The following is a 10,902-nucleotide window of genomic DNA, read 5'->3' on the forward strand; positions in this document are numbered from 1 at the left end:
TGAAGCGGACTGAGAGGACGCTATATCTCCCAAAAGCCACTTTATGAGGCTGAAGCTAAAGTTCTAGACTGAGAAAATAAAGTATTAGACTGGCAATACTTCATTAAGCTATACCAGCTAATAGCTTGTCAACATTACCAGTAAAGTGATTCTAAATCATGTGGTATAGTTAAAATGAGGCATGCCAAAAAACCCTCCAATTTTCTTTGTGTCTTGGAAGGTTATGCCAATAATATTTTTTAAATTGGACGAAATTCCTTTTTATTTTTTAAGATCGCATAGAGCCAATGGACGAGTTTATTTGCACATGCGATTAGAGCTACTTTATGTGGTTTTCCTTCAGCTCTCTTACGTTCATAGAACGCTTTGATTCGCATATTTCGGGAGCGTATAAGTCCACACTGAACAGCCATCACCAGTGCGTAACGCAGCTGCCTGGAACCACGTTTCGTGAATCGGTTTCGAGTCGCTGTAAACTTACCGGAAGCAAAGACACTCGGGTCAATGCCTGCGAAGGCGACTAACTTCTTAGGATGATCAAATCGTTCGACTTCTCCTATTTCGGATAAAATTGTTGCAGCAATTTTATGCCCAATCCCGGGAATCGACTGAATTAATTCATACTCTTCAATTTCTTCAGCCAGAGCATCTATGTTCTGTTCCAGTTCAGCAAGATGCTCTTGGTATTGAAGAATAAGGGTAATAAGAACTCTCATATTGATTAAATGACTTGCATACATGGTTTGCTGAAATGGATTTTGTTTTGCCGCATCTACTAATCGTTGAACCCGTTGGTTAATCCAGTCCTCTGAACGCCCCCGTTTCGAAGAAAGCAGTTCTTTCATCTTAGCTCTAAGTGTATCTTCATCCGTCTGTAAAACTAAATATGAGGTTGGGAATTCACTTAAAAACCGCAGTGAAACACCGGAATACATAGCTCCAAACACGCCTTTATAACCCGGGAAAACCTGATCTAAAACAGCTTGGAATTGCAGTTTAGTCGATACACACATCTTTGAAAGAGTCTCATATTGCCTTGTAAGATAGCGCAGATTGAGAAGTTGCACACCTCTTTTCTTAAAAGGTTCAAACTCTTCCCTGTAGTACAACTCACCCAATAGGTAAGCGTCAGCAGCATCCGTCTTTACTTTACGAAGCTGAGACTTTCTAAGCCGATTGGAGATTAGCGGGTTAATGACAATGTAAATATAGTGATGTTCCTCTAAGAACTGAACAACAGGGCTTTGGTAATGTCCTGTTGCTTCTAGAATAAGCAAAGGACGTTGTTTGGATACCGATTCAACGTCCTTTAAAACTTGATGTAGATTTGCTAGGCCATCACGAGTGTGCTCGAAGTGGAATGTCCCTCTGAAGAGCTTTCCGCGCGCTAAAAAGGCTTGTCCATGACTTTCTTCTTTTGAAATATCTAGACCGACAACTGGATTCATTTCATCTCATCTCTCCCTGTAAGTTTAAATTCACCGGCATCCCTACGGTTCTTCTTGTCGCTCCATAGCATCGCTTGTTATACGGGATCTTACGTCCCAACCAGCCTCAATCATGGTCATGACAAGTAGGGTGAACATTATAGCGCTCGGGATCAAGTCCCACGGGCAGGTACGTTCGACCAGGCTACTTTAATCCTCTATGCAAATGAAAAAAGGATCAACCAGAAAGAACTGGTTGATCTCATAATACGAAACGGGCAGGATAGTTGAATGATTACGCGAATAACTTAAGTCATGACGAATTTACGAAGTTAGCAAAAAGATGTTAGCCGAAAGAAGTTCTTAGTTTAGGAGGAGTCTATATGATATTAGAAAAAGTTATAAATAGAATTGTAATACAAAGTGAATATAAGGATTTTGTTGATAAGTATATAGATAATATACTTACCGAATTTAAAGATAAGATTCATAGCATTTATATGTGTGGTTCGATTCCAAAAGGAACTGCTAAACCTTTTAAGTCAGATGCAGACTTTACTATTGTATGTGTAAATCCCAAAGATATTGATTACGAAAAATTGTCAAATATTAAAGACAGGCTTTTGGAAGAATATCCAGTAGTAACTAAGATTGATACGATAATTTGCCCGATTGACGATGTATTAAGTAAACCAAATGAGTGGGGTTTTTGGGTAAAGATAATTTGTGTTTGCATATATGGTCATGACGTTGGTGAAAAAGTGCCACCGATAATTATTTCTCCAGAGTTCATTTTAGACTTAAATACAGAGACCAAGGAGGAAGTAGCTCGTATACATAGTTCACTTTCTAATGCTAGTGATAACACAATGAAAGCTAGATATATTAAAGGTTACTCTAAGAGATTAATTCGTGCATTATACTCTTTGGTTATAGAAGATACAGGTGTATGGCAAGATGACATTTTTAAGATGAAGAATGCCATATTAAACTATTGTGAGATTGACTCCGCTTTAGTTGATTATCTGTATGCTTGTTACTTGGATAGTAATGTACTTGTTGAAGAGTTTCTGGGAGTTGCAGATGAAGTATATAGCTATTTTGAGAACGCCTTAAATGCAATGGCTGCTTCCAGAACTTCCTTCGGCTAAAACCATATTGACGCTCCGGGTCACTCTGAGAAGCGAGTGACCACATCCAGCCCCCTAAGCCCGTCGGGACGTCACTGCGTTAGGTGTTCGGCAAGCCTCACAGCTATAAGCAGCGACTCTAATTAAAACATAAGACGATTAAGCTAACCGGAAACGTTAGTCGAACGACAACAGCGGCAGTCTAAGACTTTATTTATCAAGTCTTAGACTGCCGCTGCTTTTATTAATGGATCAGTCTAAGACTTTATTTTCACCGAACAACCGGTACGTTGACTATCGATGCGTAAGAGTGATTACTGGGGCATTAGAGTGATACCGGCACTGTTCCCTAGTTCGTCAACTGGTGCAGCACCATAGCGCAAGCGCCTGCTGCGACCGAGCGTTCACCCAGTCTGCTGCGGGTGAAGCGGACGTTATACTGCTCGCGGTAATAGGTCCGCTCAAGGGCGATCCGGGTCGCCTCCTGATAGAAATCACCGGCCGCGAGGAATAGCGGGCCGCCGAGGATGACTTCCTCGGGATGGAGGATATTGATCAGATTGGCCAGCCCGATGCCGCAGTAGACAGCCATCTCGTGGAACAACCGGACAACCTCGGGATCACGGGCATGGAGCGCTTCTATTAGATGGGCGAATTCCAGCTGTTCTGCACTCTCGGCCAGGCTGCGGAGCAGCCCGCTGCTGCCCAGCCGCCAGACTTCACGCGCCTGTCTCTCCAGGGTGTGGATGGACACATAGCTCTCCCACGCACCGGCGTTGCCGCCGGGAATATGCGGCGGCAGCCCGGAGCCTTCGATGATCATCTGTCCGACAGCCCCCTCGGTATCAATCATGCCATAGAGCAGCCGTCCATCATTCATGATGGCGGAGCGCAGGCCGATTCCGGCATGGAGGTAGAGCAGATGATGCTGCATCCGGTTACTGCTGGCCCAGTATTCGCCCAGCAGAGCCGTATTGGCTCCATTGTCCAGATATACCGGCACAGCCAGCCGCTGTTCCAGCAGCTCCTTAATATGTACCTGAGACCAGCCCGGCGCAGTGAATCGTGCCGGATTCAGGATAACTCCGGCCTGGCGGTTCAGCGGGCCGACTGCGCCGATGCCAAGTCCCGCGACCCGGCCAAGATCAATGGAGGCTGCAGCTAGCATCTGCAGTGCCTGACTATGTAAGGATTCCATCAGATGCTCCGGGGTAAGGGCGGTATCCATGTTCCAGGTATATTCGCCCAGCAGCTGCAGATGAAAGTCCATCAATACGAGCTTGGCATGGGTACGGGAGATCTCCAGTCCCAGCAGATAGGCATAGGCCGGATTAGTCTCATACAGGGTGGGGCGGCGGCCTCCGGTAGATTCGCCGAAGCCGACTTCAACCAGCAGCTCCAGGGACAGCAATTCATCCAGTATGCGTGTTAACGTGCTTATGGTCAGTCCGCTTTCGTCCAGCAGACTTTGTTTGGAGACGGTGCCGTGTTTTCTTACAGTGAAATAGATTTCCCTGGCTTTGGGATTGGCGATAAGTTCATGAATAAGCAGCAAAGACGGTTCTCTCCTTATGAATATACTAAACCTGATGAATAGACAAGACCTGCTTTTACAATGACACAAAAAGCAAGGTGCCGCAACTACCCCAAGGAGAGAATAGACTTGCAGGGTTCCATCCGGTTATAGCGGTAAATCCCGTCGTCTGAACAGCTGTATGCCGATCGTGAAACAGGCCAGCCCAATCATCAGCAGCCAGATGGAGACCTCTGCCCAGGCTGCTGTTCCCTGGACAATCTCGCCGGGACGGTAGAAGCTGAATAGGGTGAAGAAGCGCAGCACATCCAGCTTATCACTGATTTTGCCGAGAATATCGAGGGTGAAGAACCCGAAAGTGACCGCCCCGGAGATTCCGAGCGCCTTCTTCTCGTCATTGCAGGCACAGGAGACCAGGAAGCAGAATCCGCCGATGGCGAAGAACAGCAGAAATGCCACCAGGTTAAGCTGGCTGAACCGGGCAATTCCGAACTCGTAGCCGCTGCCGAGGAACCAGGCTTTGCCTGCGAAGCCGGATAGTGTGGTCACAGCCATTATGATGAACAGGGAGGTAACCAGCACCATCGCCTGGGTGATGGCCACCTTGCTCCGTGTTGTCGGTGTAGCCAGCAGGTAGGCCATCGAGCCGCGGTCCACAAGTTTGGCCACCAGCTGTGTGGACATCTGTACGCAGACTATAGCCAGAATCAGGACGAGAATCAGCCCGTAATATTCGCCCGAGATGAAGCCCTCCGCGCTTGAGAAGCCGTTATTCAGCCCGAAGGCCTTGCCTACGCCTTCCGGCATCGCCTGCACCAGATCGTTCAGCGCCTTCGTGTTATCTGCCAGGCCGGGGTAGAGCCAGATCATGAACAGAATATAAAAAGCCGAGCCCCCGGCGTAATTCATAATCCCCCGCAGGTTGACACGCATCATTTCCTTATATAGGGCCAGATTCATTGCACCTTCGCCTCCCGGTCATAATAGTCCATGAAGATGTCCTCCAGGTTCTGGGTAAAGATATCCATACTGCGGACCGGATATTTCGCAAGCTCAGCGGTGAACGGATTATAATTGCCTTGCACGGCAATCCTCACCCGGTTGCCTGCGATAGAATCTATTATCAGGCCGGAGGCGGCGAACCGCTGTGCGTCTTCCGGGGTCTCGAATAGGATTTCAAACAGCTTGCGCTGCATGGATTGCAGCTCATGAATATTCTTCACAGCGACGATGCTGCCGTCTTTGATAATCGCTGCGCGGTCGCAGGTCCGTTCAATCTCCTGAAAGCTGTGTGAGGACATCAGGAAGGTGGTTCCGGCTGCTTTTTCCTCCAGCACCAGCTGGGTGAAGATCTTCTGCATTAGAGGGTCCAGGCCGGAGGTAGGCTCATCGAGAATGATTACTTCGGGGCTGTGCATGAAGGCGGCGACAATGCCGACCTTCTGCTTCATGCCCTTGGACATTTTGCGGATCGGGGTGGCCGCATCAAACTGCAGGCGCCGGATTAGCATCTCCCGTTTGGCTGTGTCCTTCACGCCCTGCATGGAGGCCATAAACTGCAGGAAGCTTGCTCCGGTCATGCCGTCGATGAAACTGATCTCACCCGGCAGATAACCGGTATGGCGCTGCACCTGGCCCTGACCCTTCCAGGCATCGAGTCCATTGATCGTTACCGAGCCGCGGTCTGGACGCATGAAGCCCATAATATGCCGGATCGTTGTGGATTTGCCGGCGCCGTTGGGGCCGAGGAACCCGAATACCTCACCTTTATTCACGGTAAATGAGACATCGCGAATCCCCTTGCCGTTTGAAAATTGTTTCGTTAAACCTTCCACTTGCAGCATGCTGCCACCCCCGACAGAAAATAATGAAATAGTATTGAATGGATATTTCAGATGTTATAATAGTCCCAGGCTACGCCTAAGTCAATATAATTATGAAATGAAAACATTCATATATTTCATTATTTTTTCGGGTAGGGAAACAGCCCGGCTACAACGTCAAGTTAGGGTGAAGGAAATGAACGGTTTTGAGAAGCGCACGGCTCTAATCAAGGACAAAATCATGAAGACAACGATCTCCATGCTAAACAGCTGGGAGCCGAAGCGGCTGAGAATTGCGGACATTGCCCGGGAAGCCGGCGTGTCACAGGTAACGATTTATAATTATTTCGGGAGTAAAGAGGCGCTGATTAGCGAATCTTTCAAGGATTTTATCCAGCAGGCCATTGATGAGTTCAGGGAGGAAATGAGGCGGCAGCAATCGCTCAAGGAACTGATTGCCTATAGCCTTTTTAAAGAGAAGGAGACCTATTCCAGCCTGCCGCCGGCGTCAATCAAGGAGATTATGGTTGATGATCAGGAGATGTACGTATATATTCAGCGGCAATATGAGGAGCAAATTGTACCGCTGATGGTACAGATGGTGGAAGAAGGCAAAGCCCGGGGAGAAATTTCGGATAAAGTGTCAGTGAAGGCGGTTCTGCTGACCATACAGTTATATATTAAGAGCTCGGGAGAGATGCTGGGCAGCCTGGCAGGGCATGAGGATAAGGATGCGTTTCTGGAGGAGCTTATTCACATCTTCTTCTATGGGCTGTGCGGCCGGGAGCCGCAATAGACGCGGCGCCGGCAACAGTCCGGTAAGGCAGCTTGCATAGCAGAATGCAGAATACAGCAGAACACAGCAGCTGGCTAGAGCAGAGCCTTGAAGGAATGGCGGATCACATCGCCGCGGCTGATGATGCCGACCAGCACACGGTTACGCTCAACGGGGACCTTTTTGATCTGCTTTTTACCGAGAATGGTGGCGATCTGTTCAATGTCCTCTTCGTAGTGCACAGTGACCACCTTCTTCTTGGCGATGGCCATGACGTTCAGATTGAGCAGCTTGCGCGTCCGTTCTTCGAACTCATCATTATCCCCGACGAATACATTGATCTGGAAAAAAGAATCCACAATCAGATCCTCATGCCTGCCGATATAGCGCATAATATCTCCGTCGCTCAGATAAGCGACAATCTCGTTCCGGTCATTGACTACAGGCATGCCGCTGATCCGGTGGGTGATGCATTTCTCAATAAAAGTCCGTACAGTGTCTTCCTGCTTGACCTTGTAGACCTGGCGGATCATGAACTCATGGGCTTTCATATAGGTTCCCCCTGAAAAGTATCTCATGCACAAATAAGTTGCATAATGAAAGTATATACTTGTATTATACAAGTGGAAAGAACGATGTCAATGAAGAAAGAGAAGAGGATGGGACTGCATGGAGAAACGTTCAATAGAGACGATAGAGCTGGAAATGGCGGTTCTTGTCCGCCGTCTGACCTCACTTACCACGTACAAAAAAATCGGCAATCTCGACCGGGCGGCCTATCTGCTGCTGCATCAGATTGCTTTCAATAACGGAACTGCCGGAGTGAAGATGCTCTCCGATGAATTCCAGCTGGATATCTCCACCGTCAGCAGGCAGGCAGCTGCACTGGAGAACAAGGGATATATCATCCGTGTACCGGACCCTGTGGATGGACGGGCCTATACATTGCAGATTACGGAGCTGGGCGGAGAAATTCTGGATGAGAACCGGCAGATGCGGCAGGAAATTATGGGCAAGCTGCTGGCGAACTGGTCGGATGAAGAGGGAGATTCCTTCGGGGAGCTGCTGCGGAAATTCAATGCGACCTTTCTGGAAGAGGATTAACCAGGGCAACGCCGTTTCCTGAGTGGAGGGTTTGGGCTATTTTGGGCTATACTTAAGTTAATAAAGCTTATGGGGTGTACCGATGAACGAAGATAAATATGAACATATTGATGATTTAATAGAGGCTTTTCAGCAGTTTGCCCGGATGAATTGGCGCAAGACGACGCTCTGGGGACTGAAGCCGAGTGAAATCCGTGTGCTGGTCTCGATCAAGAAGGGCATGGAGCAGGAAGGCAACAAGGGGCGGACGGTTTCCGATATCAGCAAGCTCCTCAAGGTGACTTCTCCGACGGTCACGCAGATGGTGAACAGTCTGATTGCCCAAGGGTACGCTGTCCGCACGCCAGATAGCCAAGACCGCAGAATCAGCGACATTACATTAACGGACAAGGGAGCACATCTTGCCGATATGGCGGTGGCGAAATCCCGGGAGACCTTCCAGGGGATGATTGATCATCTCGGCAAAGAACGAAGTGAGACCTTAAGCGAGCTGCTGAACGGGGTATACGAATATTTCGAGCAGCTGAACAGCCAGCAGAATGATTTCTGAACAGTAATATTGAGCATTGTATACAAAAAGAGATGTCCCGCAGCTGTAGCTGTTCCGGGACATCTCTTTGTTGTTTATAGGATTAACTTGCGGATCTGTTAATGCCCTGCAGGCGCAGTTTCCTTCCGCAGCTTGCTCCCCGCACCGGCTTCCTCTGCGGCAGCCTCTGTCTTGGATTCGCTGGAACGCAGCGGAATCTCCTTCAGGAACAGAACAAGGACGGCTGCAATAACGAGCAGCGCAGTACCGCTCAGGAACACTACCGTCAGGGAGTCGCTCAGCGCCCCGCGCAGCATCTCAATCAATTGATTGAAGAGCGGCCGGATCTGCTCCGGCAGCGTTGTATGCAGCTCTTTCAGCTTAGGCTGGTCTAGCAGCAGCTGCGGATTCATGAAGGCTGTAAGCTGCCCCGCGGCTTCCGGATCAAGCTTGGACAGGTCGGGACCTTTGCCGGAGGCCACCGCAGATTCCAGCTTATGCGTAAGGGTTGTATTCATTACGGTACCCATAACGGCAATCCCGATAGTACCGCCAAGGTTACGGAAAAGAGTTGTGGTAGCTGTAGCTACGCCTAGCATCTGCGGAGCCACGGCGTTCTGCACGGTCAGCGTGAATACCGGCATCGCCAGCCCGAGTCCGATCCCGAACACGATCATGCTGGCCACAGCCATAATTATGCTGTTCATGAAGGCCATCATGATCATGGCGGCGACCATAAACGGCATGCCGATCATGGCGTAGCGCTTGTATTTACCGGACTTGGAGATCCAGCGTCCGGCCAGTGTGCTGAGCACAATCATCATCAGCGACATCGGCATGTTGATGAAGCCGGAATTGGTCGGGGACACGCCTTCTACCCCCTGCACGAAGAACGGCAGATAGATCATGGCGCCCATCATGCCCGCATTCATCAGGAAGCCGATAATCATCGAGATGGTGACAATCGAATTCTTGAACAGGGAGAGCGGCAGCACCGGACTCTTGGCTTTGCGCTCAATCAGAATCAGAATGACTGCACCGGCAATGGCTGCCGCGAACAGTCCGAGAATCTCCGGTGAACTCCAGGCATATTTGGTGCCTGCCCAGGAGAAGCCGAGCAGCAGGGCGACGATGCTGAGGGACAGGAAGATGGAGCCCGGATAGTCAATCGTTTCGGAAGCGGCGCGCGTTCCTTTCGGGAACATTCTCCAGATCATGATGAACGCTACAATCCCGAGCGGCAGGAAGATCCAGAAGATCCAGCGCCAATCCATATGATCGACCATGAATCCGCCGAGGGTAGGGCCGATTACGCTGGAGAAGCCGAACATGGCCATCATAATTCCCGTCCACTTCGCCCTTTCCCGCGGAGCGAACAGGTCACCTACGGCAGTGACGGTGGCCGACATCAGAATTCCGCCGCCGACGCCCTGTATCCCGCGGTAGGTGATCATCTGATAGATATTGTCAGACAATCCCGACAGGAAGGCCCCAATGATGAAAATAACGATCCCGGCGAGCAGGAAGGGCTTGCGGCCGTAAATGTCGGATAACTTACCGACCAGCACCGTGGCAATGGTGGAGGTCAGCATATAGATGGTGATGACCCAGGTGTAATGCTCAATTCCGCCCAGGATGGCAATAATCCGGGGCATTGCGGTGCCGACAATTGTCTGGTTGATCGCCGCGAAGAACATAGCCGCCATTAAGGCGATCATAATGGTTACTTTCTTTTTTTGCGTGAGATGCTCCATGGCAGGGTACTCTCCTTTGATCCTGTACGTATTATAGTTTGGCCTTTTATGATATTCTAATTAGGTAGCCAAACTACCTTTTATGTATAATACACAACTATTTTAAACATCACAATAATTTTATTTTTTATCGGAAGATAATAGCGGTTTGTATTGATTTTCACATGTTAGGTAGGTAATCTAATGATATAGAACGGAGGTGTCTCATGAGTATCCAGGACAGTCAGGAAAGGCAGCTGCTTATCACACTGGAAAATATAAAACGCCTAACCCCCCGTCAGCAGAGCATGGACTCTATCCCGCATGGAGAATTTGTAACGATGTTTGTCATACATGCAGCTATGAAGCAACAGGAGGCGGATCAACAGGAACGGGGAGGCCCGTGCCGCGGCCTGATGGTCTCCAGATTAAGTGAGCTGATGCAGGTCAGCCGGCCGACGGCTTCACAAATGGTCAGTACGCTGGAAGAGAAGGGCTACATTGAACGTGTAATGTCCGAAACCGACCGCAGGGTTATCTATATCTGCCTTACGGCCAAAGGCCAGGCGGTATTCGGCAGCAGAATGGACCGTTATTCGGATGTGCTGGCCGAGATTATCGATAAGGTGGGCCGGGAGGAGATTGATCAGCTGATCTCAACCTGCGGTCGGCTGATGGAAGCCGTGAACGAGGTACGGCCGCGGGTAATGGGGAATGCGTCCGAATGAGCCGTAATCCGGGTAAACTATAAACCTGTAAACTGTAAACATGGAAGCTGTAAACCTGTAAACCTGTAAACCTGTAAACCTGTAAGTGATGAAGACTTTAAACCATAAATTCCACTTTT

Annotated in this window: 11 protein-coding genes; 5 read left to right on the top strand and 6 right to left on the bottom strand. The window is 49.2% G+C overall.

Annotation, left to right across the window (positions count from 1 at the left end; all coding sequences use genetic code 11):
* Window positions 1–239: 239 nt before the first annotated feature.
* Window positions 240–1,448, bottom strand: a complete 1,209-nt coding sequence (locus P40081_RS08950; protein ID WP_042134879.1) for an IS110 family RNA-guided transposase — start codon at window positions 1,446–1,448, stop codon at window positions 240–242.
* Window positions 1,449–1,810: 362 nt separating this feature from the next.
* On the opposite strand from P40081_RS08950, the gene P40081_RS08955 reads away from it, so the two are divergent.
* On the top strand, window positions 1,811–2,578 hold the full coding sequence (locus P40081_RS08955; RefSeq protein ID WP_042134882.1) for a nucleotidyltransferase domain-containing protein: 768 nt from the start codon (window positions 1,811–1,813) through the stop codon (window positions 2,576–2,578).
* A gap of 328 nt (window positions 2,579–2,906) precedes the next feature.
* On the opposite strand, the gene P40081_RS08960 is transcribed toward P40081_RS08955, so the two are convergent.
* The 3 genes from P40081_RS08960 to P40081_RS08970 form a co-directional block, all read right to left on the bottom strand.
* Window positions 2,907–4,112: an ROK family protein gene (locus P40081_RS08960; protein ID WP_042134883.1), complete on the bottom strand. Its 1,206-nt coding sequence runs from the start codon at window positions 4,110–4,112 to the stop codon at window positions 2,907–2,909.
* A gap of 126 nt (window positions 4,113–4,238) precedes the next feature.
* Complete coding sequence (locus P40081_RS08965) at window positions 4,239–5,051, bottom strand: ABC transporter permease subunit (RefSeq protein ID WP_042134885.1); 813 nt, start codon at window positions 5,049–5,051, stop codon at window positions 4,239–4,241.
* Window positions 5,048–5,935 carry an ABC transporter ATP-binding protein gene (locus P40081_RS08970; RefSeq protein WP_042134887.1) on the bottom strand — a complete coding sequence of 296 codons (888 nt, stop codon included), beginning with the start codon at window positions 5,933–5,935 and terminating at the stop codon, window positions 5,048–5,050. The genes P40081_RS08965 and P40081_RS08970 overlap by 4 nt, the downstream gene beginning before the upstream one ends.
* A gap of 175 nt (window positions 5,936–6,110) precedes the next feature.
* Between P40081_RS08970 and P40081_RS08975 the strand changes: the two genes are divergently transcribed.
* Window positions 6,111–6,710, top strand: a complete 600-nt coding sequence (locus P40081_RS08975; protein ID WP_042134889.1) for a TetR/AcrR family transcriptional regulator — start codon at window positions 6,111–6,113, stop codon at window positions 6,708–6,710.
* 74 nt (window positions 6,711–6,784) lie between these two features.
* Here P40081_RS08975 and P40081_RS08980 read toward each other — a convergent pair whose 3' ends face one another.
* Window positions 6,785–7,240 carry a CBS domain-containing protein gene (locus P40081_RS08980; protein ID WP_039309990.1) on the bottom strand — a complete coding sequence of 152 codons (456 nt, stop codon included), beginning with the start codon at window positions 7,238–7,240 and terminating at the stop codon, window positions 6,785–6,787.
* 118 nt (window positions 7,241–7,358) lie between these two features.
* Here P40081_RS08980 and P40081_RS08985 point away from each other — a divergent pair, with 118 nt between their 5' ends.
* Entirely contained in the window at window positions 7,359–7,793 is a 435-nt protein-coding gene (locus tag P40081_RS08985; protein WP_042134892.1) for a MarR family winged helix-turn-helix transcriptional regulator, read from the top strand.
* Window positions 7,794–7,875: 82 nt separating this feature from the next.
* Complete coding sequence (locus P40081_RS08990) at window positions 7,876–8,343, top strand: MarR family winged helix-turn-helix transcriptional regulator (protein ID WP_042134894.1); 468 nt, start codon at window positions 7,876–7,878, stop codon at window positions 8,341–8,343.
* Window positions 8,344–8,441: 98 nt separating this feature from the next.
* Here P40081_RS08990 and P40081_RS08995 read toward each other — a convergent pair whose 3' ends face one another.
* Window positions 8,442–10,076, bottom strand: coding sequence for an MDR family MFS transporter (locus tag P40081_RS08995; RefSeq protein WP_042134895.1), 1,635 nt, complete (start codon window positions 10,074–10,076; stop codon window positions 8,442–8,444).
* A gap of 206 nt (window positions 10,077–10,282) precedes the next feature.
* Between P40081_RS08995 and P40081_RS09000 the strand changes: the two genes are divergently transcribed.
* The gene (locus P40081_RS09000) at window positions 10,283–10,783 is read left to right on the top strand and encodes a MarR family winged helix-turn-helix transcriptional regulator (protein WP_042134897.1); all 501 of its coding nucleotides are present in this window, start codon (window positions 10,283–10,285) and stop codon (window positions 10,781–10,783) included.
* The last annotated feature ends 119 nt before the right edge of the window (window positions 10,784–10,902 follow it).

The organism is Paenibacillus sp. FSL P4-0081 (assembly GCF_000758565.1).
In the GTDB taxonomy this organism is placed as follows: domain Bacteria; phylum Bacillota; class Bacilli; order Paenibacillales; family Paenibacillaceae; genus Paenibacillus_AQ; species Paenibacillus_AQ phytohabitans.

Bases quoted from the DNA above. Each gene is read 5' to 3' on its own strand.
- P40081_RS08950 (WP_042134879.1), bottom strand. From the start codon at position 1,448: ATGAATCCAGTTGTCGGTCTAGATATTTCAAAAGAAGAAAGTCATGGA.
- P40081_RS08955 (WP_042134882.1), top strand. From the start codon at position 1,811: ATGATATTAGAAAAAGTTATAAATAGAATTGTAATACAAAGTGAATAT.
- P40081_RS08965 (WP_042134885.1), bottom strand. From the start codon at position 5,051: ATGAATCTGGCCCTATATAAGGAAATGATGCGTGTCAACCTGCGGGGG.
- P40081_RS08970 (WP_042134887.1), bottom strand. From the start codon at position 5,935: ATGCTGCAAGTGGAAGGTTTAACGAAACAATTTTCAAACGGCAAGGGG.
- P40081_RS08975 (WP_042134889.1), top strand. From the start codon at position 6,111: ATGAACGGTTTTGAGAAGCGCACGGCTCTAATCAAGGACAAAATCATG.
- P40081_RS08980 (WP_039309990.1), bottom strand. From the start codon at position 7,240: ATGAAAGCCCATGAGTTCATGATCCGCCAGGTCTACAAGGTCAAGCAG.
- P40081_RS08985 (WP_042134892.1), top strand. From the start codon at position 7,359: ATGGAGAAACGTTCAATAGAGACGATAGAGCTGGAAATGGCGGTTCTT.
- P40081_RS08990 (WP_042134894.1), top strand. From the start codon at position 7,876: ATGAACGAAGATAAATATGAACATATTGATGATTTAATAGAGGCTTTT.
- P40081_RS08995 (WP_042134895.1), bottom strand. From the start codon at position 10,076: ATGGAGCATCTCACGCAAAAAAAGAAAGTAACCATTATGATCGCCTTA.
- P40081_RS09000 (WP_042134897.1), top strand. From the start codon at position 10,283: ATGAGTATCCAGGACAGTCAGGAAAGGCAGCTGCTTATCACACTGGAA.